The sequence below is a fragment of the Streptomyces sp. NBC_00005 genome (genome assembly GCF_045160215.1).
Classification (GTDB): domain Bacteria; phylum Actinomycetota; class Actinomycetes; order Streptomycetales; family Streptomycetaceae; genus Streptomyces.
On the sequence record NZ_CP108316.1, the window covers coordinates 8736244 to 8758877 of the forward strand.

A 22634-nucleotide genomic window follows, 5' to 3' on the forward strand; every position below is an offset into this window, starting at 1 on the left:
TCTAGCCGTAGATCGGGCCGGTGTACTTCTCGCCCGGACCCTGCCCCGGCTCGTCCGGGACGAGGGACGCCTCGCGGAAGGCCAGCTGCAGCGACTTCAGGCCGTCGCGCAGGGGGGACGCGTGGAAGGAGCTGATCTCGGTCACGCTGGCGTCCAGCAGACCGGCCAGCGCGGTCACCAGCTTGCGGGCCTCGTCCAGGTCCTTGTACTTGTCGCCCTCCTCGGTCAGGCCGAGCTTCACCGCGGCGGCGCTCATCAGGTTGACGGCGACCGTCACGATCACCTCGACCGCGGGGACCTCGGCGATGTCGCGGGTCATGGCGTCGAAGTCGGCGGGGGACTCAGGAGGGGTCTCACTCATGCCCCACACGATAGGCCCCGGTGCACGCCGGTTAGCACCACCCCCGGGTAGCTGCTAACCTTGTGTGATGACCGGCCGGACACGCCTGAGCAGGACTGCGTGACTGGCCCACAAGTGGAGGCTCCGATCTCCCACCTGACTGTCCCCCGGGACGGCGGGTCACCCCGGTCAGGCGGCCACCATCGTTCCGTACGGACGATGGAGTCGCCCGAAAGCGCGCCCCGCGACTCATCGCGGCGGTGCTCCGGTAGTGCTTTGGAGCCCCGCCTGTGATCGTCCGGGGCATTTTTTGTGCTTCGGCGCGGTTAGGTCTGTCTAAAAGAGACATACGCGGCTGTCCGCCAGACCGCCGTGTGGTGCTAACCGAGGAGGATCCATCAGCGCCGAGCCCCGCATCAACGACCGGATTCGCGTTCCCGAGGTGCGACTTGTCGGTCCCAGTGGCGAGCAGGTGGGCATTGTCCCGCTGGCCAAGGCACTGGAGCTTGCGCAGGAGTACGACCTGGACCTGGTCGAGGTCGCGGCGAACGCCCGTCCGCCCGTGTGCAAGCTCATGGACTACGGGAAGTTCAAGTACGAGTCGGCCATGAAGGCCCGTGAGGCGCGCAAGAACCAGGCGCACACGGTCATCAAGGAGATGAAGCTCCGGCCGAAGATCGACCCGCACGACTATGACACCAAGAAGGGTCACGTCGTCCGGTTCCTCAAGCAGGGCGACAAGGTCAAGATCACGATCATGTTCCGTGGTCGCGAGCAGTCCCGGCCGGAGCTCGGCTACCGACTGTTGCAGCGTCTCGCGGAGGACGTCCAGGACCTCGGCTTCGTGGAGTCGAATCCGAAGCAGGACGGCCGAAACATGATCATGGTTCTCGGTCCGCACAAGAAGAAGACCGAGGCGATGGCCGAGGCCCGCCAGGCGCAGGAAGCCCGCAAGGCAGAAGCGAAGGCCAACCCCGGCAAGTCGCAGAACGCCGCGGACGGCGAGATCGCCGCGGACGGTGAGATCGCCGCGGACGGTGAGATCGCCGCGGACGGTGAGATCGCCGAGGACGTAGTGGAGACCGAGGCTCCTGCCGAGGCTTCCGCGGAGGCGTGATCCCGGGGGACACCAGTCCCCAGGATGTAACCGAAACCAGAACGACGCTCCACCGTGCCCGGTTTTCACGACCGGGCACCGGAGCGCCACCGACGAGGAGAGAACGGCGCTATGCCGAAGAACAAGTCGCACAGCGGTGCCAGCAAGCGCTTCAAGGTCACCGGCTCCGGCAAGGTGCTCCGTGAGCGCGCCGGCAAGCGCCACCTGCTCGAGCACAAGTCGTCGCGCCTGACGCGTCGCCTCACCGGCAACGCCGAGATGGCCCCGGGCGACGCCAAGAAGATCAAGAAGCTTCTCGGCAAGTGATGTCAGCGGCGCATGAGTTGAGCGCCGTACGTCTGGACCGGGACCCAATCGTTTCCGGGCCGTGTGAGTCCAACCACGGCCCCGCTACAAGGAGTTAACAAGTGGCACGCGTCAAGCGGGCAGTCAACGCCCACAAGAAGCGCCGGGCGATCCTCGAAGCCGCCTCCGGCTACCGCGGTCAGCGTTCGCGTCTGTACCGCAAGGCCAAGGAGCAGGTCACCCACTCGCTGGTCTACAACTACAACGACCGCAAGAAGCGCAAGGGTGACTTCCGCCAGCTGTGGATCCAGCGCATCAACGCCGCTGCCCGCGCGAACGGCATCACGTACAACCGCTTCATCCAGGGTCTGAAGGCCGCGAACGTCGAGGTCGACCGCAAGATCCTGGCCGAGCTGGCCGTCAACGACGCCACCGCGTTCGCCGCGCTGGTCGAGGTCGCCCAGAAGGCGCTGCCGGCGGACGTCAACGCGCCGAAGGCTGCGTGACGCTGCGCTGGGCTCAGCCCGACGTGACTGAAGGACCCGCAGGCCGGTGAGGTCTGCGGGTCCTGTTGTGTCAGCAAGTCTTCGAAAGAGAGCTCCCATGCCCCCCGTCACCCCCGAGCTGATCTCCCCCCGTTCCCCGCGCGTCTCGGCCGCACGCCGGCTCGCCAGGCGGAACTTCCGGGGCAAGGAGCGGCTGTTCCTCGCCGAGGGGCCGCAGGCCGTGCGCGAGGCCGCGGGGTACGGGAACACGCTCGTCGAGCTGTTCGCCACGGTCGAGGCCGCGGAGCGGTACGCCGACATCGTGGGGGAGGCCCGGGAAGCCGGGGTCCGGATCCATCTCGCGGCCGACGACGTGATCGCCGACATCTCGACGACCGTCACGCCGCAGGGGCTCGTCGGGATCTGCGGGTTCCTCGACACGCCCTTCGAGGAGATCCTCGCCGCCCGGCCCCGGCTCGTCGCCGTACTGGCGAACGTGCGGGATCCCGGGAACGCCGGGACCGTGCTCCGGTGCGCCGACGCGGCCGGCGCCGAGGCCGTCGTACTGACCGACGCGTCCGTCGATCTCTACAACCCCAAGGCCGTACGGGCCTCCGTCGGCTCTCTTTTCCATCTCCCCGTCGCCGTTGGCGTCCCCGTGGAGGACGCGGTCGCGGGTCTCCAGCGGGCCGGTGTCCGCATCCTCGCCGCCGACGGCGCGGGAACGGACGACCTGGACGACGAGCTCGACAAGGGCACCATGGGCGGGCCGACCGCCTGGGTGTTCGGGAACGAGGCCTGGGGGCTTCCGGAAGAGACCCGCGCGCTCGCGGACGCCGTGGTGCGCGTTCCGATCCACGGGAAGGCCGAGAGCCTGAACCTCGCCACCGCGGCCGCCGTATGTCTCTATGCGTCGGCCCGTGCACAGCGCGCCTCCGGAGGGTGCCGCTCCGTCACCGAGAGCTAGTAGGGTGACCAGCTCGGGGGCCACCTGCGCCGTCTGAGAGGTGGGGTACGGGGATGAGTGTCGGCACGGGCGGTGCGAAAAAGGCACTGCGAGCACGGGACGTGCACCGCACACACGCGCCCCGGCACGGCGACCTCACCGAGCTCGGCGTCGACCCCGACGAGCTGCCCGACGGCCTCGTCGTCGCCGACGAGCACGGCCACGTCATCTGCTTCAACGCCGCCGCCGAGCGCATCACCGCCGTCCCCGCCGAGGAAGCCCTCGGGCAGCGGCTGGAGAAGGCGCTGCCGTTAGAGGACCTGGAAGGTCGGCGCTGGTGGCAGCTGACCGATCCGTACGGCGGTCTCGCCACCCGGGTGCGCCAGCCCGAGCGGAACCTGCTGCTGCCGGGTGGGCGGGAGGTCCTCGTATCGGCTCGATACGTCCGCAGTGAACCCACCGGCCCCGTCCGCCGCCTCGTCGTCTCCCTGCGTGACACCGAGGCCCGCCGGCGCACCGAGCGCAGCCATGCCGAGCTGATCGCCACCGTCGCCCACGAGCTGCGTTCGCCGCTCACGTCGGTCAAGGGCTTCACGGCCACCCTGCTCGCCAAGTGGGAACGCTTCACCGACGACCAGAAGCGGCTCATGCTGGAGACCGTCGACGCCGACGCCGACCGGGTCACCCGGCTCATCGCCGAACTGCTGGACATCTCGCGGATCGACTCGGGGCGGCTGGAGGTCCGGCGCCAGCCCGTCGACATAGGCGCGGCCGTGGGACGGCACATCCAGGCGTACGTCGCCGCCGGGCAGCCCGCCGACCGGTTCCTGCTGCGCATCGAGCAGCCCCTGCCCGATCTGTGGGCCGACCCCGACAAGGTCGACCAGGTGCTCAGCAACCTGCTGGAAAATGCCGTGCGGCACGGCGAGGGAACCGTCACGATTGACATCACGCCCTCGGCGTCCCCGCGTGAGGAGGACGGCGAGAACACAGCCACGTCGGTCACGGTGAGCGACGAGGGGCCCGGCATCCCGGAGGAGTCCATGAACCGCGTCTTCACCCGCTTCTGGCGGGGCAGCAAGCGCGGCGGCACCGGCCTCGGGCTCTACATCGTCAAGGGCATCGTCGAGGCCCACGGCGGCACCATCACGGTCGGGCGCGCCCCCGAGGGCGGCGCCGAGTTCCGATTTACGTTGCCCGTGAGCACGCCGGCCTATCTGAGCTGAGCGGCCCGCGGGCGCATTCGTATATCTCCACCCCGTTAGACTCGGCCTTTGGCACCTTTGTGTCCTTCACACGGCCGTCGGAGTCGGTGACGGGGACCTTCAGCCAGCCAATCGGAAGCACGGGAAGAGATGTCGGCACCGAATAAGTCGTACGACCCTGTCGAGGTCGAGGCGTTGAAACCGGAAGAGATCGAGCGCATGCGGGACGAGGCGCTCGCCGCCTTCGCCGCCGCGGACTCCCTCGACGCGCTCCAGGAGGCCAAGGTCGCCCACACCGGGGGCACCTCACCGCTGGCCCTCGCCAACCGCGAGATCGGCGCCCTGCCCCCGCACGCCAAGGCCGCGGCCGGCAAGCTGGTCGGTCAGGCCCGCGGCGCCGTGAACAAGGCGCTCGCCGCCCGCCAGGCGGAGCTGGAGGCCGAGCGGGACGCGCGCGTGCTGGTCGAGGAGTCGGTGGACGTCACGCTGCCGTACGACCGCGTACCGGCCGGCGCCCGCCACCCTCTGACCACGCTCTCGGAGCGCATCGAGGACGTCTTCGTGGCCATGGGCTACGAGGTCGCCGAGGGCCCCGAGATCGAGGCCGAGTGGTTCAACTTCGACGCCCTGAACATCGGCCCGGACCACCCGGCCCGCGGCGAGCACGACACGTTCTTCGTCCAGGCTCCATCCACCGGCGGCTCCGCCGCGGGCTCGGGCGGCACCGAGTCCGGTGTCGTGCTGCGCACGCACACCTCGCCGGTCCAGATCCGCTCGCTCCTGGGCCGTGAGCTGCCGGTCTACGTGATCTGTCCCGGGCGCGTGTACCGCACGGACGAGCTCGACGCCACGCACACGCCCGTCTTCCACCAGGTCGAACTGCTCGCCGTGGACGAGGGCCTGACCATGGCCGACCTCAAGGGCACCCTGGACCACATGGTCCAGTCGCTGTTCGGGGAGGGTATGAAGACCCGGCTGCGGCCGAACTTCTTCCCCTTCACCGAGCCGTCCGCCGAGATGGACATGGTCTGCTACGTCTGCCGCGGCGAGTCCGTCGGCAACCCCGACCGGCCCTGCCGCACCTGCTCCAGCGAGGGCTGGATCGAGCTCGGCGGCTGCGGCATGGTCAACCCCAAGGTGCTGACCGCCTGCGGCGTCGACCCGGAGAAGTACAGCGGGTTCGCCTTCGGGTTCGGTATCGAGCGGATGCTGATGTTCCGCCACAACGTCGAGGACATGCGAGACATGGTCGAGGGTGACGTCCGGTTCACCCGGCCGTTCGGGATGGAGATCTGATGCGGGTCCCGCTTTCTTGGCTGCGGGAGTACGTCGACCTGCCGGCGACGGAAACCGGCCGCGACGTACAGGAGAAGCTCGTCTCGGCGGGGCTCGAGGTGGAGACCGTCGAGCACCTCGGCGCCGACCTCAAGGGTCCGCTCGTCGTCGGCCGGGTGCTGACGATCGAGGAGCTGGAGGGCTTCAAGAAGCCGATCCGGTTCTGCACCGTCGACGTCGGCCGGGCTAACGGCACCGGCGAGCCCCAGGAGATCGTCTGCGGCGCCCGGAACTTCGCCGTCGGCGACAAGGTCGTCGTGGTCCTGCCCGGCGCCACCCTGCCCGGCGGCTTCTCGATCTCCGCGCGCAAGACGTACGGCAGGACGTCCCACGGCATGATCTGCTCCAGCGACGAGCTGGGCATGGGCGACGACGGCACCAAGGGCATCATCGTCCTGCCGCCGGAGGCCGAGATCGGCAAGGACGCCATCGAGCTGCTCGAACTGGTCGACGAGGTGCTGGACATCGCGGTCACCGCCAACCGCGGCGACTGCCTGTCCATCCGTGGCGTCGCCCGCGAGACCGCCATCGGCTACGGCCTGCCGCTGCGCGACCCGGCGCTGCTCGACGTACCGGGCCCGAACGCCTTCGGCTACCCGGTGCAGGTCTCCGACCCCGTCGGCTGCGACCGGTTCACCGCGCGTACGGTCACCGGGCTGAGCTCCGAGGCGCGCTCCCCGATCTGGCTGCGGCGCCGGCTGCAGAAGGTCGGCATGCGCCCGATCTCCCTCGCCGTCGACGTCACCAACTACGTGATGATGGAGCTCGGCCAGCCGCTGCACGCCTACGACCGCGCGCTGGTCCAGGGCACGATCGGCGTGCGCCGGGCCGAGCAGGGCGAGGAACTCGTCACCCTCGACGGCGTCACGCGCACGCTGGACGCCGAGGACCTGGTGATCACAGACGAGCGCGGCCCGATCGGGCTCGCGGGCGTCATGGGCGGAGCCAACACCGAGATCGCCGACCACGACGATCTCGAGAACGCGACGAGCGACGTGGTGATCGAGGCCGCGCACTTCAACGCGGTCTCCATCGCCCGCACCGCCCGCCGCCACAAGCTGTCCTCCGAGGCGTCCCGCCGCTTCGAGCGCGGCGTCGACCCGCAGGCCTCGTCCGCCGCCGCACAGCGCACGGTCGACCTGCTGGTGCTGCTCGCGGGCGGCTCCGCCGAGGCCGGCGTCACCGAGGTCGTCGCGCCGTCCGCGCCGCACACCATCAGCGTTCCGGCCAACCACCCGGACCGGGTGGCGGGCGTCGACTACGGCCGCGAGACCGTCGTACGGCGGCTGCAGGAGATCGGCTGCGACGTGTACGGGCAGGACGAGCTGATCGTCACCGTCCCGTCCTGGCGGCCCGACCTCGCCGAGGTCAACGACCTGGCCGAGGAGGTCATCCGCCTGGAGGGCTACGAGAACCTGCCCTCCACGCTGCCCAAGCTGCCCTCGGGCCGCGGACTGACCCACCGTCAGCGGCTGCACCGCCGCGTCGGCCGGGCCCTGTCCGGTGCCGGATACGTCGAGGCGCCGAACTACCCGTTCATCGGCGAGCAGGTCTTCGACCAGCTGCTGATCGAGGCCGACGACCCGGCACGCCGCGTCGTGAAGCTGACCAACCCGCTGAACGACGAGGAGCCCGCGCTCCGTACGTCGCTGCTGCCGGGTCTGCTGGGTGCCCTGCGGCGCAACAACGGCCGGGGTTCGCACGACCTGGCCCTGTTCGAGACGGGCCTGGTGTTCCACCCGCGCGAGGAGCAGGGCGTCGCCGTCACCCTGCCCGTCGACCGGCGTCCTACCGACGAGGAGATCGCCGAGCTGGACGCCACGCTGCCCGAGCAGCCGCGCCATGTCGCCGTCGTCCTCGCGGGCGCCCGCGAGCAGGCCGGCTGGTGGGGCAAGGGCCGGCCGGCGGACTGGGCCGACGCGGTCGAGGCGGGGCGGTTCGCCGCGCGGGAAGCCGGCGCCGAACTCATCGTCCGCAAGGGCCAGTACGGTCCCTGGCACCCCGGCCGCTGCGCCGAGCTGGTGGTCGTCGTCGACGGCACGGAGACGGTCGTGGGCCACGCCGGTGAGCTGCACCCGCGCGTGGTGAAGGCACTCGGCCTGCCCGAGCGCACCAGTGCGATGGAGATCGACCTGGACGTGCTGGAGGAGGTCGGCAACGACACTCCCCAGGCGCCGAGCATCTCCACGTTCCCGGTGGCCACGCAGGACGTCGCGCTGGTCGTCGACAAGTTCGTGCCGCATGCCGATGTGGAGGCTGCGCTGCGGGACGGTGCGGGTTCGCTGCTCGAGGGGATCCGGCTGTTCGACGTGTACCAGAACGCCGATCAGCTCGGGGAGGGGAAGAAGTCGTTGGCGTATGCGCTGCGGTTCCGTGCGGGGGATCGGACGTTGACCGTCGATGAGGCTTCTGCCGCTCGGGATGCGGCGGTTGCCCTTGCGGGCGAGCGTACGGGGGCGGTTCTGCGGGGCTAGTGCCCCAACAGGCAACGTTCGCCCGGTCGCGACGGGGCACGAGTTCGCCCAAGGGGCGGGGAGCTGTTGTTGGTTGGCGGCTGCGGGTGTGTTCGTGGCCTGTCGCGCCCACGCGGCGGAGCCGCATATCGATACAGCCCCGCGCCCCTTCGGGGCACTACCTGAATATGCGCCCTACCTGCATAAATGCAGGTGTCCGGTGAGTGCTCACTCATTCGGGTGACATGTCCGGGTGATCTGGCCCTGTCGGGTCATGCGGTCGACAGAATCGGACCGGCCTTTCGGGGTCGGTCCGTCTGTGCTGTCAGGCCTGAATGGGGGGCCCATCGGCATGATCCGCATCAAGGCTGGGGTTTCCCGCGGGGCAGGGAGGCGGCCGCTGCGGCGGGTGCTCGCGCTCGGGTTGCCCACCGTGTGGGGCGCCATGGCGATCACGTTCAAACTGGCCTGTCCGCTCGCCCGGCAGAACGGGCTGGAGGCGCGCATCGTCACCAGTGCCGTCTTCTTCGCCGTGGGGACCGGGCTGATACTCCACGTCCGGCACGCGCTGCTGCGTGAGCTCAGGGAGGCCCGTCGGGTCGCGGGCGCCGCGCAGAGCGTGCTGCTGCGGCCATTGCCGCCGCGGATCGACGGACTGAACATCGCCGCCGCGCAGGTGTCCGCGGACCGCGGTGCGGCCATCGGCGGCGATCTGTACGACGTCATCGCCACCGAGCACGGCGTGCGGGTCGTGATGGGTGATGTGCGCGGGCACGGGCTCGCCGCCATCAGTACCGTCGCCGCCGTCCTCGGCAGCTTCCGCGAGGCCGTGCACGACGAGGCCGAACTCGGCTCTGTGCTGCGGCGGTTGGAGCGGGCGCTGGCCCGGCATCTGCGGGAGCGGGCCCGCGCCGAGCATCCGTCGGTGGGACCCGGGCCGGACAGCCCGGTCGCCGAGGAGTTCGTCACCGTACTGCTGTTGGAGATCGGGCCGGACGGAGAGGTGCGCGGGCTCAACTGCGGGCACCCCTGGCCGTATCTGCTGGGTCCTGCCCGGGCCGAACCGCTGGCCCGGGCCGAACCGATGCCCCCTCTCGGGCCGTTCCCGCTGCCTGCCGAGCTGCCTCCCGTGCGCTGTGGTCAACTCCTGCCCGGCGAGGCGCTGTTCCTGCACACGGACGGTGTCGAGGACGCCCGTGACGGACGTGGCCGGTTCTTTCCGCTGGCCGCCGCGCTCACCGAGGCCGTCGCCGCCGGGCCGGTCTCCCCGCAGTCGGTGCTGCGCACCGTCTTCGCCGGGCTGCTGCGGCACGCCGGGGGACGGCCCGCCGACGACGTCGCGGTGCTCGTGCTGCGCAACGACCGGCGCCATGTCGTACGACAGAGCGGTGAGCCGGTCGGACACCGGGCGCACCGCCTCACGTGACGTCGAGGCCGCGAATCGCCACGCTCCCCCGCGGTGCGCCCGGCGCTCCCGCGTGGTCCGGGCGGGCCCCAGTCATGGTGTGTCGTGTGTCCTGTCTGCGCGGCGCGCCGTCCGCCCCGCCACGGAGTGTCGGGCAGGCAGCTGGGCGGACGGCGCGGAAGCGGGCCGCCGCACTGTACGAGGGGGAGCCGGCGGCCCGGCCGGCCTCTTGCGAGGCATTTCAGTCAACCGGGCGGAAACTCTCCGCGACAGCGCGCGTACGCTGCGGATTCGGGCACTCCGTTCACACCCCGTGTGAAGGCGTTCGCACTACTCTGGCGGCACCGAGGCACCCGGGGGGCATATATGCAGCCCAACACTCTGCTCGACGCGATCCTGGACGAGGCGGGGATCTCGCACGCGGGGCTGGCAGCACACGTCAATGGGGCGGGGCGGGCGCGCGGCCTGGCGCTCCGGTACGAACACACCGCCGTGGCACGGTGGTTGAAGGGGCAGCGGCCGCGCGGTCAAGTGCCCGACCTGATCTGCGAGGTGCTCGCGGGACGGCTCCAACGGCCGGTCACGCTCGACGACATCGGCCTGGGTGTCCCGGGTGAGCCGTCCACCCCGCACGGAACCTCCCTCTCCGGCTTCGTCGAGCGGGCCACCGCCCTGTGGCGCTCCGACGAGCAGCAGCGCCCGCACATCCTGGGCGCGCCCGCGGTCACCGGCACGCCCGCGGTGATGCCCGTGTGGGAGTGGGAGAACCCGCCCGAGGACGTGGACGTCTCGCGCGGCGGCCGGCACCGGGTCACCCCGGGCGACCTCGAGATGCTGCGTGCCGCCCGCACCCACTACGAGCAGATGTACCGCAAGGCCGGCGGCATAGCGACCCGTACCCGGATCGTCGGCTTCCTCAACGCCGAGGCCGCCCCGCTGCTCCGAGGCAGCTACACCGACGCCACGGGGCGTCAACTGCACCGGGCGACCGGCGGGTTGGTGGCCGTCGCCGGCATCTGCGCCTACGACTCCGACGCGCACGGCCTCGCCCAGCGCTACTTCCACCAGGCGCTCAGGCTGGCGAAGGCCAGCGGCGACCGGGGACTCGGCGCCTATGTGATCGCGCTCCTGGTCAACCAGGCCCTGTTCATGCGGGAGTTCCGCCAGGCGGTCGCCTTCGCCGAGGCCGCGCTGCGCGCCGCCGGCAAGCACATCACACCCGCCCTCGCCTCGGACCTGTACGCGATGCAGGCCAAGGCGTACGCACACCTGGGCGACGCGACGAGTGCCCTGTCCTGCATCCGGCGTGCCGAGCAGGCCGCAGAACGTATCCGGCGCGGGTACGAACCCGACGAAACCGGCTATGTCCAGCCGGGGTTGGTCAACGTCCAGGTGGCGGAGGCGCTGCTCAGCCTCGGCGAACTCGTGGCCGCGGGAGAACACGCCGCCGCGGCCGTCGACAATCCCGCGCACGACCGCGGCCGGGTGCACCGGCTCGCCATGCTCAGCACGATCGAACTGCGCCAGGGCAACGCCGACAAGGCCGTGGCCACAGCGGTGCAGATGGCCGAACAGGCCCGCGGAATGGAGTCCCAGCGGCTGCGCGACAGACTCCGGGCGGTACGCGAACACCTGGTGCGCAACGGCTGTGCGGGCACCGCCGAAGCCGCCGAGCTCATCGACGGAGCACTGCGCGTACCGCTGTAGACATCACAGAGTCACTGCGCCTACCGCTGCGCTGCGAGCGGCCTCCTGTGCGCCTGCTGAGGGACCGCTCCTGCTGCGATATTGCCACTTACTCGGCGGAAGGTGGCAGAACCGTGCAGTGGACGAAACAGAGCGAACAAACTGTGTACTCAAACCGCTGGTTCAGCGTCAATCTCGCGGATGTCGAGCTGCCGGACGGCCGGCATCTCGATCACTTCTTGATACGGCTGCGGCCGGTGGCCGTGGCGACGGTGGTGAACGAGGCCAATGAAGTCCTCCTCCTGTGGCGCCACCGCTTCATCACCGACAGCTGGGGGTGGGAACTCGCGGCAGGTGTGGTCGAGGACGGCGAGGACATCGCGGTCGCGGCCGCCAGGGAACTCGAGGAAGAGACCGGCTGGCGACCGGGACCCCTGCACCACCTCATGAGCGTGGAGCCGTCCAACGGCCTCACCGACGCCCGGCATCACATCTACTGGGCCGACGAGGGCGAGTACCTCGGACACCCCGTGGACGACTTCGAGTCGGACCGCCGGGAATGGGTCCCCCTGAAACTCGTCCCCGACATGGTCGCCCGCGGTGAGGTCCCGGCCGCCAACATGGCGGCCGCGTTACTGCTCCTGCATCACTTGAGGCTCGGGCAGGACGCCTGACCCTGATTCCCCCACCGCGTCCTGGTTCGTCTCAGTGGCCCAGGACTTGCCATACCGTCACGACGAGCGCGCCCACGGCTGCCAGCGCCGCGATCGCGGGCAGCGGCCAGCGGGCGTGCTCCAGTGCGACGATCCGTGTACTCAGGTCGTCCAGTTCCTTGTCCGTCTCCTCAGTGCGATGAGTGAGCAGAGCCAGTCCTCCCTCGACGCGCGCGTACGCGACATCGAGGCGGCGACGTAACTCTGCGAGTTCTCCATGGACCACGGGATGCTCCGGGTCGGCGGTCACGAGTCCGCTCCTTTCCGTAGTCGTCACATCCCTTGCATGCGCATGAAGAGTCAACTCGCCTGGTGGACAGGTGGGGAGAGTGTGCGAGGGGCATATGCGAGCCCGGCGCGCACACGGTGTGTGAATGACGCGGGCCCGGCACCATCAAAGGTGCCGGGCCCGCGTTCGTCGCACTGTGTCATCGGCACCCTGGAACGGGCACTGTGCACTCAGTCGTAGGTGTAGAAGCCCGAACCGGACTTCCGGCCGAGGCGGCCCGCGTCGACCATGCGCTGCAGCAGCGGGGGAGCGGCGTACAGCGGCTCCTTGTACTCCTCGTACATGGAGAACGCGACCGAAGCGACCGTGTCCAGGCCGATCAGGTCGGACAGCTTCAGCGGGCCCATCGGGTGGGCGCAGCCCATCTCCATGCCGTTGTCGATGTCCTCGCGGCTGGCGATGCCCGACTCGAACATCCGGATCGCGGACAGGAGATAGGGAATCAGCAGCGCGTTGACCACGAAGCCCGAGCGGTCCTGGGCGCGGATGGCGTGCTTGCCGAGCGCCTTCTCCGCGAACAGCTGGGCGCGGCCGAGCGTGCCCTCCGAGGTGGTGAGCGCCGGGATCAGCTCGACGAGCTTCTGCACCGGGGCCGGGTTGAAGAAGTGGATGCCGACGACCTGGTCGGGGCGCGAGGTGGCGACCGCGAGCTTCACCAGCGGAATGGAGGAGGTGTTGGAGGCGAGGATCGCGTCGGGCCGGGTCACGACCTGGTCGAGCACCTGGAAGATCTCGGTCTTGACCTGCTCGTTCTCGACGACGGCCTCGATCACCAGATCGCGGTCGGCGAACTCGCCGAGATCGGTGGTGAAGCTGAGCTGCGCCTGCGTCGCGTCGAGTTCCTCCGCGCTGATCTTGCCGCGCTCGGCCGCCTTGGACAGGGAGTTGAACAGCCGGGTGCGGCCGATCTCCAGGGCCTCGCCGGTGGTCTCGGCGACCTTCACGTCCAGTCCGGAACGGGCGCACACCTCGGCGATGCCGGCTCCCATCTGGCCGCAGCCCACGATTCCGACGCGCTCGATGTCCGTCACATCGTTCCCTTCACTGTTCCCTGCTGGTGCGGCAGGACCCCCGGTGGTCCGGTGCCTGCTCCGAACCTGCACGTTACCTCCGGCGATCGTTGATCGATCGTTCGGGTACCGCGTGGCAGTCTGACGCGGGACGTCACCCGGGTCGACAATCGCGCGGGTCAGGCGCATCGGCTCTTGGAGGTAGGGGAATGCTGCACGGGAAGTCTCGGCTGTCGCGGCGGGCGTTCGCGGTGACGGCCCTGTCGGCGCTCGTGGCGGGAGGCGGCGCGGTGGCGGCCGGTGCGGCGATGGCGGGCGGTTCGGACAGCGCAGGCCCGGGGCGAAGGCGGCCGTACGGCGAGATGCGGGGCGTGTGGGTGGCGACCGTGGCCAACCGCGACTGGCCGTCCAGGCCGGGGCTGACCGCCGCCGAGCAGCGCGCCGAGCTGATCGCGCATCTCGACCGGGCGGTGCACGACCGCCTCAACACCGTGATCTTCCAGGTCCGTCCGACGGCCGACGCGCTGTGGCCCTCGCCGTACGAGCCCTGGTCGGAGTTCCTCACCGGGACTCAGGGCAAGGACCCGGGCTGGGACCCGCTCGGCACCGCGGTCCAGGAGGCCCACGCCCGCAGCCTGGAACTGCACGCCTGGTTCAACCCGTACCGCATCGCCACCCACACCGACCCGACGAAGCTGGTCGCCACGCACCCCGCGCGCAGGCACCCGGACTGGGTGGTGACGTACGGCGGGAAGATGTACTACAACCCGGGGCTGCCCGAGGTGCGGGCCTTCGTGGAGCGGGCGATCCTCGACGCGGTGAGGAAGTACCCCTTGGACGCCGTGCACTTCGACGACTACTTCTACCCGTACCCGGTGGCCGGCCAGACCTTCGACGACGACGCGGCCTACGACAGCTACGGCGCCGACTTCCCGGACCGGGCCTCCTGGCGCCGCGACAACATCGACAGGCTGGTGCGCGAGACGGCGTCCCTCATCAAGCAGACCCGTCCCGCCACGCGGTTCGGGATCAGCCCCTTCGGCGTGTGGCGCAACGAGGCCACCGATGCGCGCGGCTCGGACACGCAGGCCGGCGTGCAGACGTACGACGACCTGCACGCGGACACCCGCAAGTGGGTGCGGGAGCACTGGATCGACTACATCGCCCCGCAGATCTACTGGAACATCGGCCTGTCCGCCGCCGACTACGCCAAGCTGCTGCCCTGGTGGGCGGAGGTGGCGAAGGGGACGGCGACGAAGCTGTACATCGGTGAGGCGCTCTACAAGGCCGGCGACCCGGCGCAGCCCGCGGCCTGGCAGGACCCGGCCGAACTCTCCCGGCACCTCACCCTGGCCAAGGAGCACCCGCAGGTGCGCGGGCACGTCTTCTTCGCCGCCAAGGACGTGGCGACGGACCGGATCGGCGCGATGGCACGGGTGGTCGCCGACCACTACCGGCGGCCGGCGAGGCCCCCGCGCTGACGCGCGCCGATCTACTGCTGCGTTTCCTTGTGCCGGATCTCGGTGTCGGGGCCGGGTGAGCACACACCCACGTGCCCGTCCTCGAAGCGGACGCGGAACGGAGGGTTGCCCTCCGTGCCCAGTACTTCGACGATCTCGCCGATCTTGTCGTGCTGTCCGACCACCCTGCCGTGCTGCACAAGCTGGTCGCCCACGGTTGCATGCATGTGAAGGGCCTCCTCACCAAATGCGGGAGCAGCGGTCCGTGGCCCCGAGTTTACGGGGCGGGGCCCCGGTTGGAACCGGCGCGTGCGCGCCGCTCAGCCCCACGCCCGCTGGGTGACGGCGATGCACACGAGTACCGCCGCGGCCGTCAGCGGGGCGGCCACCGTCAGGTGCTCGCCCAGCAGCAACACCGACCACACCAGTGTGAGCAGGGGCTGGGCCAACTGCAACTGGCTGGCCTTGGGGATGCCGATGGCCGCCATGCCCCGGTACCAGACGACCAGGCCGAGGAACTGCGAGCCGACCGCAACCCACAGCAGCCCGGCCACGCTGTGCGCGGTCAGCGTCACGGGCTCGTACGACACCGCCAGCGCGGCGGCCGGAACGCTCAGCGGCAGGCACAGCACCAGCGCCCAGCCGGTGACCTGCCAGCCCGGCATGACCCCGGCCAGCCGACCGCCCTCGGTGTAGCCGGCCGCGCACACCAGCAGCGCGGCGAACAGGTACAGGTCGGCGGTCGTCAGCGCGCCGCCGCTCTGCTGCACCGTGAAGGCGACGACCGCGGCCGCCCCCGCGCAGGCCGCCGCCCAGAAGGTGCGGGAGGGGCGGGTGCCCATGCGCAGGGCCGAGAACAGGGCGGTCGTCAGGGGCAGGAGACCGACGACGACCGCGGCGTGCGCGGTGGTCGACGTCTGCAGGGCGAGCGTGGTCAGCAGCGGGAATCCGACGACGACACCGGCGGCGACGACCGCGAGGCCCGCCAGGTGCCGGCGGTCCGGCAGCGGGACGCGCAGGGCCAGCAGCCAGGCGCCGGCGATGACGGCTGCCAGAGAGCTCCGCACGGCGACCAGGGACCAGGGCCCGAAGCCCTCCAGACCCCAGGCCGTGGCGGGGAAGGTGAGGGAGAAGGCGGTGACGCCGAGGGCGGCCAGGACGGTGCCGGTGCCGGTCGCCTTGGCCCCGGTGTCCACCGCTATCCGCGTCGGGTCAGTAGCGCTACTCTGTGCTGTCATGCAAGAGCGTAGCAGTGTCGGTGTACTGGCCATTCAGCTGCGGCGAGAGCTTGACCGCTACTCTCCCGGTGGAAAGCTCCCGTCGAGCCGGTCCCTCGTCGAGCGGTTCCGGGTGAGCCCGGTGACCGTCTCGCGTGCCCTGGCTCAGCTGGCCGCAGAGGGCCTGGTGGTGACCCGGCCGGGAGCCGGTGCCTTCCGGGCGGAGCCGCGCGGTACCACCACGCCCGCCGGTGACACCTCCTGGCAGGAGGTCGCCCTCAGCGCGGACGGCGCCGCCGACCTCGTACCGCGTTCCGTGGACGCGTCCGGAGTCACGGTCTCGCTCGCCGCCCCGCCGCCCGGAGTCGTCGAGTTCAACGGCGGCTATCTGCACCCGTCACTGCAGCCGGAACGGGCGATGGCGGCGGCCCTGTCCCGGGCGGGCCGTCGCCCCGGGGCCTGGGGGCGGCCGCCGATGGAGGGGCTGCCGGAGCTGCGGGAGTGGTTCGCCCGCAGCATCGGCGGCGGGGTCACGGCCGCCGGAGTGCTGATCGGCGCGGGCGGCCAGTCCGCGCTGACCACCGCCCTGCGTGCGCTCGCCCCGCCCGGAGCGCCGGTGCTCGTCGAATCGCCCACGTATCCGGGCATGTTGGCGATCGCGCGGGCGGCGGGGCTGCGGCCGGTGCCGGTCCCGGTGGACGCGGACGGAGTGAAGCCCGCCCTGCTCGCCGACGCGTTCCGGGCGACCGGCGCGCGCGTCTTCGTCTGCCAGCCGCTGTTCCAGAACCCGACGGGTGCCGTGCTCGCCCCCGAACGGCGTGGGGAGGTGCTGCGGATCGCCCGCGAGGCCGGCGCGTTCGTCGTCGAGGACGACTTCGTACGACGGCTCGTGCACGAAGACGCGGGACCGCTGCCAAGCCCTCTTGCAGCCGACGACCCCGACGGTGTCGTCGTCCACGTCAACTCCCTCACCAAGGCGACCTCGCCCAGCTTCCGGGTGAGCGCGCTGGCCGCCCACGGCCCGGTACTGGAACGGCTGCGCGCCATCCAGGTCGTCGACACCTTCTTCGTCCCCCGCCCGCTCCAGGAGGCCGCGCTCGAACTTGTCGGCTCGCCCGCCTGGCCACGCCATCTGCGCGCGATCTCGGCGGAGTTGAAGATCCGCCGCGACACGATGACGGCGGCCCTGCGACTGGAGCTCCCCGAACTCGCCCTCCCGCACATCCCGTCCGGCGGCTACCACCTGTGGCTCCGCCTCCCCGACGGCACTGGGGGCACCTCCCAGGCCTTCGGCTCCGGGGGAGAAACCGCTCTGACGGAGGCGGCCCTGCGCGCGGGGGTCGCCATCACCCCGGGCCGCCCGTACTTCAGCGCCGAATCGGCCGCCCCGCACGTGCGGTTGAGCTTCGCGGCGGTGGCGGGGACGGGGGAGATCGCCGAAGGGGTGCGGCGGTTGCGTTCGGCGTGGGCCGAGCTGCTCTAGCACTGCCCCTGCGGGGACCGGTGGACACCGCCCGCCCGGCGGGAAATTCGCTCGACGCCCCGCCTCCCGACCTGCAAGTCTCCCGCCATGACCGACACCCCCGGCCTCCCCGACGGCTACGAGATCTCCACCGACCCCGAGCGCATCGACGTCGAGCGCGTGCACCGCTGGCTGTCCACCGACGCGTACTGGGCGCTCGGGCGGTCCCGCGAGACGCAGGACCGGGCGATCGCGGGGTCGCTGAACTTCGGTGTGTATGACGTGGTTTCGGGGAATCAGGTCGCTTATGCGCGAGTCATCACCGATCGCGCCACCTTCGCCTGGCTCTGCGATGTGTACGTCGACCCGTCGGTGCGCGGCAAGAGCGTCGGTACGGCGATGGTCGCGGCCGTCCGCGAGCACCTGCGGCCGTACGGAATGCGTCGCATCCTGCTTGCCACCCACGATGCGCACGGGGTGTACGAGAAGCTCGGGTTCCGGGAACTGGCGAGGCCCGACCAGTGGATGGCGCTCCTCTTCGAGTGAGGGTCGGGGCGGGGGTTTGGGGTGAGTTGTCCGCCGGGTCCCGACCGTTGACGTAAGGTTTCGGCAACCCTCGGTGACTCGTAGGCGGCACCTCTTGACCTGCGTACTTTCACGATTCACCATCACCGCATGCAACTTAGGGTCACATTCGTCGCCGCCGCGCGCAGCTCCCCACTGCTCGCCGAGCGCTTCGAGGACGACCGCCCCCTGGACCAGGCCGGCTGGGACGAGGTGCAGCGTGCCGCCCACGGCCTGGTGCCGCTCGCGGCGGCGGAGCTGCGCTACTGCTCGCCCACGCCGCGCAGCCGTACCACCGGCGACGCCCTCGGCTACGCGCCGCTGGTGCAACTCGCCCTGCGGGACTGCGGCATGGGCCGCTGGCGCGGGCTGACGCTCGGCGAGGCGATGGCCCGCGAGCCGGAGGCGGTGGATGCCTGGCTCGCCGACCCGCGGTCCACCCCGCACGGCGGCGAGTCACTGCTCGCCTTCGTCTCCCGGGTCGGGGGCTGGCTCGACACCCGGCCCGTCGAGGACGGCGGCCGCGTCGTCGCCGTCGCCGAGCCGTCCGTGATCCGTGCCGCCCTGGTGTATGCCCTGAAGGCGCCTCCGTCGACGTACTGGAACGTCGACGTGCGCCCCCTGTCGACGATCACCGTCACGGGCCGCGCGGGGCGCTGGAACCTCCGCTTCGACGGGGCTTCGGCTCAGCCCACGCGGGCGTAGTCGGTGGTGAGCACGAGATCCTTGGCGGGCCCGCCCACCCGCCAGACCGACCGCCAGTGGTCCGCGTCCAGGACGGTGAACTCGCCCCGGTAGAGATCCGCCGCGCAGGGATGGTCGGCGACGTGGTGCCCGGTGGTCAGGTCCAGGCCGTGGAAGGGACGCCCGTCGGCGAAGCACACGTCCGCCGTGCCCGGTGAACTCCCCGGCAGGAAGCGCAGCGTCCGCTCGGCGGGGCGCGCGACGCCCTGCCAGGTGAACGTGCCGGACTCCTCGTGCAGCAGGCCTCCTTCGGCCAGGCCGCCTTCGGTCAAGCCGTCTTCGGTCAGGGGGCTGAAGACCGTGATGCCCTCGAAACGGCCCTCGTCGCCGCTCGCGAGGTCCCGCACGTCGCGCTCCACGCGCCAGCGCCCGGCCAGATGGGCCAGCACGTCGGGCACGGGCCAGGGCTCGCCCGTCATCGCCGCATCCATGCCCTCGACCTTATGTCGCCCACGCGGGCCCCATTGACGTGCTCACACCCCTTCCCTATCTTGCCGTTCGAAGTGCTGACCGCTGTCTGATATTTCGAACGCCGCAACAATTCCCCAGAGCCGCGGAGTATTCATGTCACGCACCACCCGCAACCGGCTGAGACTTGGCCTAGGAGCAAGCGCTTTCCTGCTGGCCGTCGGTCTCGTCCCGGCCCCCGCTCACGCCGACGACGTCACCGACTACGCGATCACCGTCGACCCCGGCACCAAGGGCGCGAAGATCGACGACACGATGTACGGCGTCTTCTTCGAGGACATCAACCGCGCCGCCGACGGCGGCATTTACGCCGAGCTCGTGCAGAACCGGTCCTTCGAGTACTCCACCGACGACAACAAGTCGTACACCCCGCTGACCGCGTGGACGGTCGACGGCACGGCCCAGGTCGTGAACGACGACGGGCGGCTGAACGCCCGCAACCGCAACTACCTCTCCCTGGGCGCCGGTTCGTCCGTCACGAACGCCGGCTACAACACCGGTGTCCGGGTCGAGGAGGGCAAGAAGTACGACTTCTCGGTGTGGTCCCGCGCCGAGAGCGGTACGACGCTCACGGTCTCCCTGCAGGACGCCGACGGTTCACTGGCCACCGCCCGCCGGGTGGCCGTGCGCAAGGGCGGCTGGGCCCAGTACAAGGCCACCTTCACCGCCACACGGACGAGCTCCAACGGCCGCCTCACCGTGGGCACTTCCGCCGCGACCGCGCTCGACATGGTCTCCCTCTTCCCGCGCGACACCTACAAGCACGAGCCGAACGGCCTGCGCAAGGACCTCGCCGAGAAGATCGCCGCCCTGCACCCGGGCTTCGTGCGCTTCCCCGGCGGCTGCCTGGTCAACACCGGTTCCATGGCGGACTACAGCGAGGCCTCCGGCTACCAGCGCAAGCGCTCGTACCAGTGGAAGGACACCATCGGCCCGGTCGAGACGCGCGCCACCAACTCCAACTTCTGGGGCTACAACCAGAGTTACGGCCTCGGCTACTACGAGTACTTCCGCCTCGCCGAGGACATCGGCGCCATGCCGCTGTCCGTGGTCCCGGCCCTGGTGACCGGCTGCGGCCAGAACAAGGCCACCGACGACGACGCGCTGCTGAAGCGGCACATCCAGGACACCCTCGACCTCATCGAGTTCGCCAACGGACCGGTGACCAGCGAGTGGGGCAGGAAGCGCGCGCAGATGGGCCACCCGAAGCCCTTCCACCTCACCCATATCGAGGTCGGCAACGAGGAGAACCTGCCCACCGAGTTCTTCGCCCGCTTCAAGCAGTTCCGCGCCGCCATCCAGGCCGAGTACCCGCACATGCAGGTGATCTCCAACTCCGGCCCGGACGACTCCGGTACGACCTTCGACACGGCCTGGCAGCTCAACAAGGACGCCAAGGTCGACATGGTCGACGAGCACTACTACAACAGCCCGCAGTGGTTCCTGCAGAACAACGACCGCTACGACTCGTACGACAGGAACGGGCCGAAGGTCTTCCTGGGCGAGTACGCCTCCGGGGGCAACGCCTTCAAGAACGGTCTCGCCGAGGCGGCGTACATGACCGGCCTCGAACGCAACGCGGACGTCGTCAAACTCGCCTCGTACGCACCGCTGTTCGCGAACGAGGACTACGTCCAGTGGAGTCCGGACATGGTGTGGTTCAACAACCATGCCTCCTGGGGTTCGGCGAACTACGAGGTCCAGAAGCTGTTCATGAACAACGTCGGTGACCGGGTGGTGCCTTCGACCGCCACCGGCACGCCGTCGCTGCTCGCCCCCATCACCGGCGCCGTCGGCCTGTCGACCTGGGCCACCAGTGCCGCGTACGACGACGTGAAGGTGACGGACGCCGACGGCGGCACGCTGTTCAGCGACGACTTCTCCGGTGACGCCTCGAAGTGGACGCACACCGGCGCCGGCAGCTGGAGCATCCAGGACGGGCAGTACGTCCAGACGGACACCGCCGCCGAGAACACCATGGTCTCCGCCGGCGACACCTCCTGGCACGACTACGACCTGCACGCGAAGGCCACCAAGAAGTCCGGCAAGGAGGGCTTCCTCGTCGCGTTCGGCGTCAAGGACACCGGTAACTACTACTGGTGGAACCTGGGTGGCTGGGGCAACACCCAGTCCGCCGTCGAACAGGCCGTGGACGGCGGCAAGTCGACGCTGATCGCCAAGGCGGGATCGGTCGAGACCGGCCGCACCTACGACATCGACGTCAAGGTGCGCGGCCGCCAGGTGACCCTGTACCTCGACGGCCGGCAGTGGGGCAGCTTCACCGACGACAAGCCGGCCGAGCCGTTCCGCCAGGTCGTCACCAAGGACCAGAAGACCGGTGACCTGATCGTCAAGGTGGTCAACGCCCAGGCGTCGGCGGCCCGTACGGCGATCGACCTCGGTGGCGCGAAGGTCGTGTCCAAGGCCAGGGTGACCACGCTGGCCGCCGCGCCCGACGCGGTGAACACCGAGACGTCCACGGCGGTCACCCCGGTGACATCCACCTTCGCGGGCGTCGCCGACACGTTCTCGTACACCTTCCCGGCGAACTCGATCACCTTCCTGCGGATCAAGCAGAGGTAGTCGCCGGTGCCGAGTCGGCGGGCTGCTGTCCGAGCGGCAGCAGCCCGCGCTCGGCGAAGACCTTCTTCGCGGCGAGGGTCGCGTTCAGGGCCTTCGGTATCCCGCAGTACACCGCCGAGTGCGTCAGCGCCTCGATGATCTGCTCGGGCGTGAGGCCCACGTTCAGTGCCGCGTTGACGTGCACGTCGAGCTGGGCCTCGCAGCCGCCGAGCGCGGTGAGCATGCCCAGCGTCACCAACTGGCGGTCGCGCGGGGCGAGTCCGGGCCGGTCGTAGATCTCGCCGAAGGCCCAGGCCACGACCTGGTGGCCGAGTTCGGGGTTGATGTCGGCGAGCGAGTCGACGACCCGCTCCCCGGCCTCGCCGTCGACCCTCTTGAGGACCTCCAGGCCGTGGGCGAAACGCTCTTCACGGGTGGTGCTCTCGCTCATGTCAGGCTTCCGATCCGGGCTGCTCGGGCGATTCGCCGAGGAGCCACTCGTAGTGGTCGATCTTGTCGTCCAGTGCACGGGCGTTGCGGCGCAACGCCCTGATCCGTTCGGCCAGTTCGGCGCGGTGCTCGCGCAGCATCGCCAGCCGGTCGGCGACCGAGACGTTCCCCTTCGCCCGCAACTGCGCGAACCGCTGCATGTCGGCGATCGCCATACCGGTCTCGCGCAGCCGCAGCAGGAACTCCAGCCAGGCCAGGTCGGCGCCGTCGTAGCGGCGCTGGTTGCCGGTGGTCCGGCCGACCCGCTCGATCAGGCCGGCCTTCTCGTAGTAGCGCAAGGTGTCGTGCGAAAGGCCGGTGCGCTCGGCGACCTCGGCGATGGTGAGGGCCTCGCGGTCCTGCGGGAGGGGCTGTCCGCTGGTCATGAACAGAACCGTA

22 protein-coding genes and 1 pseudogene are annotated in these 22634 nt (G+C 70.3%); 15 read left to right on the forward strand and 8 right to left on the reverse strand.

The window, feature by feature from the left end; translation table 11 throughout:
- Position 1 precedes the first annotated feature (1 nt).
- The gene (locus OG303_RS39855) at positions 2 to 361 is read right to left on the reverse strand and encodes a DUF1844 domain-containing protein (protein ID WP_405874775.1); all 360 of its coding nucleotides are present in this window, start codon (positions 359 to 361) and stop codon (positions 2 to 4) included.
- A 351-nt stretch (positions 362 to 712) separates the two neighbouring features.
- Here OG303_RS39855 and infC point away from each other — a divergent pair.
- The 10 genes and pseudogenes from infC to OG303_RS39905 all read left to right on the forward strand — a co-directional run bounded on the left by infC (position 713) and on the right by OG303_RS39905 (position 11931).
- Positions 713 to 1457, forward strand: a pseudogene (gene infC, locus OG303_RS39860) (translation initiation factor IF-3).
- A gap of 111 nt (positions 1458 to 1568) precedes the next feature.
- Complete coding sequence (rpmI, locus tag OG303_RS39865) at positions 1569 to 1763, forward strand: 50S ribosomal protein L35 (protein ID WP_007829094.1); 195 nt, start codon at positions 1569 to 1571, stop codon at positions 1761 to 1763.
- Positions 1764 to 1864: 101 nt separating this feature from the next.
- Positions 1865 to 2248: a 50S ribosomal protein L20 gene (rplT, locus tag OG303_RS39870; RefSeq protein WP_232654097.1), complete on the forward strand. Its 384-nt coding sequence runs from the start codon at positions 1865 to 1867 to the stop codon at positions 2246 to 2248.
- Positions 2249 to 2345: 97 nt separating this feature from the next.
- Complete coding sequence (locus OG303_RS39875) at positions 2346 to 3194, forward strand: TrmH family RNA methyltransferase (RefSeq protein ID WP_405874776.1); 849 nt, start codon at positions 2346 to 2348, stop codon at positions 3192 to 3194.
- Between the two features lie 53 nt (positions 3195 to 3247).
- Entirely contained in the window at positions 3248 to 4399 is a 1152-nt protein-coding gene (locus OG303_RS39880) for an ATP-binding protein (RefSeq protein ID WP_405874777.1), read from the forward strand.
- Between the two features lie 129 nt (positions 4400 to 4528).
- Positions 4529 to 5674: a phenylalanine--tRNA ligase subunit alpha gene (gene pheS, locus OG303_RS39885; protein WP_405874778.1), complete on the forward strand. Its 1146-nt coding sequence runs from the start codon at positions 4529 to 4531 to the stop codon at positions 5672 to 5674.
- Complete coding sequence (gene pheT, locus OG303_RS39890) at positions 5674 to 8187, forward strand: phenylalanine--tRNA ligase subunit beta (RefSeq protein WP_405874779.1); 2514 nt, start codon at positions 5674 to 5676, stop codon at positions 8185 to 8187. The genes pheS and pheT overlap by 1 nt, the downstream gene beginning before the upstream one ends.
- A gap of 331 nt (positions 8188 to 8518) precedes the next feature.
- Positions 8519 to 9592, forward strand: coding sequence for a PP2C family protein-serine/threonine phosphatase (locus tag OG303_RS39895; RefSeq protein WP_405874780.1), 1074 nt, complete (start codon positions 8519 to 8521; stop codon positions 9590 to 9592).
- Positions 9593 to 9937: 345 nt separating this feature from the next.
- Positions 9938 to 11278, forward strand: coding sequence for a transcriptional regulator (locus OG303_RS39900; RefSeq protein ID WP_405874781.1), 1341 nt, complete (start codon positions 9938 to 9940; stop codon positions 11276 to 11278).
- Between the two features lie 113 nt (positions 11279 to 11391).
- Positions 11392 to 11931 carry an NUDIX hydrolase gene (locus OG303_RS39905; RefSeq protein WP_405874782.1) on the forward strand — a complete coding sequence of 180 codons (540 nt, stop codon included), beginning with the start codon at positions 11392 to 11394 and terminating at the stop codon, positions 11929 to 11931.
- Between the two features lie 31 nt (positions 11932 to 11962).
- On the opposite strand, the gene OG303_RS39910 is transcribed toward OG303_RS39905, so the two are convergent.
- Both OG303_RS39910 and OG303_RS39915 read right to left on the reverse strand, forming a co-directional pair.
- Positions 11963 to 12220 carry a hypothetical protein gene (locus OG303_RS39910; protein ID WP_405874783.1) on the reverse strand — a complete coding sequence of 86 codons (258 nt, stop codon included), beginning with the start codon at positions 12218 to 12220 and terminating at the stop codon, positions 11963 to 11965.
- 209 nt (positions 12221 to 12429) lie between these two features.
- Positions 12430 to 13290: a 3-hydroxybutyryl-CoA dehydrogenase gene (locus tag OG303_RS39915; RefSeq protein ID WP_405874784.1), complete on the reverse strand. Its 861-nt coding sequence runs from the start codon at positions 13288 to 13290 to the stop codon at positions 12430 to 12432.
- Between the two features lie 188 nt (positions 13291 to 13478).
- Between OG303_RS39915 and OG303_RS39920 the strand changes: the two genes are divergently transcribed.
- Complete coding sequence (locus tag OG303_RS39920) at positions 13479 to 14750, forward strand: glycoside hydrolase family 10 protein (RefSeq protein WP_405874785.1); 1272 nt, start codon at positions 13479 to 13481, stop codon at positions 14748 to 14750.
- A gap of 11 nt (positions 14751 to 14761) precedes the next feature.
- Here OG303_RS39920 and OG303_RS39925 read toward each other — a convergent pair whose 3' ends face one another.
- Together OG303_RS39925 and OG303_RS39930 are read right to left on the reverse strand one after the other, a co-directional pair.
- Entirely contained in the window at positions 14762 to 14956 is a 195-nt protein-coding gene (locus OG303_RS39925) for a DUF1918 domain-containing protein (protein ID WP_405874786.1), read from the reverse strand.
- A gap of 93 nt (positions 14957 to 15049) precedes the next feature.
- Entirely contained in the window at positions 15050 to 15967 is a 918-nt protein-coding gene (locus tag OG303_RS39930) for a DMT family transporter (RefSeq protein ID WP_405874787.1), read from the reverse strand.
- Between OG303_RS39930 and OG303_RS39935 the strand changes: the two genes are divergently transcribed.
- From OG303_RS39935 to OG303_RS39945, 3 genes are all read left to right on the forward strand, one after another.
- A complete protein-coding gene (locus OG303_RS39935) occupies positions 15966 to 17429 on the forward strand; it encodes a PLP-dependent aminotransferase family protein (RefSeq protein WP_405874788.1) in 1464 nt (487 codons plus the stop codon). The two genes, OG303_RS39930 and OG303_RS39935, sit on opposite strands and share 2 nt — an antisense overlap.
- 87 nt (positions 17430 to 17516) lie before the next feature.
- Complete coding sequence (locus OG303_RS39940; RefSeq protein ID WP_405874789.1) at positions 17517 to 17954, forward strand: GNAT family N-acetyltransferase; 438 nt, start codon at positions 17517 to 17519, stop codon at positions 17952 to 17954.
- Between the two features lie 129 nt (positions 17955 to 18083).
- Positions 18084 to 18677, forward strand: a complete 594-nt coding sequence (locus tag OG303_RS39945) for a histidine phosphatase family protein (RefSeq protein WP_405874790.1) — start codon at positions 18084 to 18086, stop codon at positions 18675 to 18677.
- On the opposite strand, the gene OG303_RS39950 is transcribed toward OG303_RS39945, so the two are convergent.
- Positions 18659 to 19147: a DUF6314 family protein gene (locus OG303_RS39950; protein ID WP_405874791.1), complete on the reverse strand. Its 489-nt coding sequence runs from the start codon at positions 19145 to 19147 to the stop codon at positions 18659 to 18661. The two genes, OG303_RS39945 and OG303_RS39950, sit on opposite strands and share 19 nt — an antisense overlap.
- Before the next feature lie 133 nt (positions 19148 to 19280).
- On the opposite strand from OG303_RS39950, the gene OG303_RS39955 reads away from it, so the two are divergent.
- Entirely contained in the window at positions 19281 to 21767 is a 2487-nt protein-coding gene (locus OG303_RS39955; RefSeq protein WP_405874792.1) for an alpha-L-arabinofuranosidase C-terminal domain-containing protein, read from the forward strand.
- Here OG303_RS39955 and OG303_RS39960 read toward each other — a convergent pair.
- Positions 21754 to 22197 carry a carboxymuconolactone decarboxylase family protein gene (locus tag OG303_RS39960; protein WP_405874793.1) on the reverse strand — a complete coding sequence of 148 codons (444 nt, stop codon included), beginning with the start codon at positions 22195 to 22197 and terminating at the stop codon, positions 21754 to 21756. The two genes, OG303_RS39955 and OG303_RS39960, sit on opposite strands and share 14 nt — an antisense overlap.
- A gap of 1 nt (position 22198) precedes the next feature.
- Positions 22199 to 22621 (reverse strand): MerR family transcriptional regulator, encoded by a 423-nt coding sequence (locus OG303_RS39965; RefSeq protein WP_405874794.1) that lies wholly within the window; start codon positions 22619 to 22621, stop codon positions 22199 to 22201.
- Positions 22622 to 22634: the final 13 nt, after the last annotated feature.

Bases quoted from the DNA above. Each gene is read 5' to 3' on its own strand.
- OG303_RS39935 (WP_405874788.1), top strand. From the start codon at position 15,966: ATGCAAGAGCGTAGCAGTGTCGGTGTACTGGCCATTCAGCTGCGGCGA.
- OG303_RS39930 (WP_405874787.1), bottom strand. From the start codon at position 15,967: ATGACAGCACAGAGTAGCGCTACTGACCCGACGCGGATAGCGGTGGAC.
- OG303_RS39880 (WP_405874777.1), top strand. From the start codon at position 3,248: ATGAGTGTCGGCACGGGCGGTGCGAAAAAGGCACTGCGAGCACGGGAC.
- OG303_RS39925 (WP_405874786.1), bottom strand. From the start codon at position 14,956: ATGCATGCAACCGTGGGCGACCAGCTTGTGCAGCACGGCAGGGTGGTC.
- OG303_RS39955 (WP_405874792.1), top strand. From the start codon at position 19,281: ATGTCACGCACCACCCGCAACCGGCTGAGACTTGGCCTAGGAGCAAGC.
- OG303_RS39895 (WP_405874780.1), top strand. From the start codon at position 8,519: ATGATCCGCATCAAGGCTGGGGTTTCCCGCGGGGCAGGGAGGCGGCCG.
- OG303_RS39855 (WP_405874775.1), bottom strand. From the start codon at position 361: ATGAGTGAGACCCCTCCTGAGTCCCCCGCCGACTTCGACGCCATGACC.
- OG303_RS39875 (WP_405874776.1), top strand. From the start codon at position 2,346: ATGCCCCCCGTCACCCCCGAGCTGATCTCCCCCCGTTCCCCGCGCGTC.
- rpmI (WP_007829094.1), top strand. From the start codon at position 1,569: ATGCCGAAGAACAAGTCGCACAGCGGTGCCAGCAAGCGCTTCAAGGTC.
- pheT (WP_405874779.1), top strand. From the start codon at position 5,674: ATGCGGGTCCCGCTTTCTTGGCTGCGGGAGTACGTCGACCTGCCGGCG.
- OG303_RS39945 (WP_405874790.1), top strand. From the start codon at position 18,084: ATGCAACTTAGGGTCACATTCGTCGCCGCCGCGCGCAGCTCCCCACTG.
- OG303_RS39920 (WP_405874785.1), top strand. From the start codon at position 13,479: ATGCTGCACGGGAAGTCTCGGCTGTCGCGGCGGGCGTTCGCGGTGACG.
- OG303_RS39950 (WP_405874791.1), bottom strand. From the start codon at position 19,147: ATGGATGCGGCGATGACGGGCGAGCCCTGGCCCGTGCCCGACGTGCTG.
- OG303_RS39940 (WP_405874789.1), top strand. From the start codon at position 17,517: ATGACCGACACCCCCGGCCTCCCCGACGGCTACGAGATCTCCACCGAC.
- OG303_RS39960 (WP_405874793.1), bottom strand. From the start codon at position 22,197: ATGAGCGAGAGCACCACCCGTGAAGAGCGTTTCGCCCACGGCCTGGAG.
- OG303_RS39900 (WP_405874781.1), top strand. From the start codon at position 9,938: ATGCAGCCCAACACTCTGCTCGACGCGATCCTGGACGAGGCGGGGATC.
- OG303_RS39965 (WP_405874794.1), bottom strand. From the start codon at position 22,621: ATGACCAGCGGACAGCCCCTCCCGCAGGACCGCGAGGCCCTCACCATC.
- pheS (WP_405874778.1), top strand. From the start codon at position 4,529: ATGTCGGCACCGAATAAGTCGTACGACCCTGTCGAGGTCGAGGCGTTG.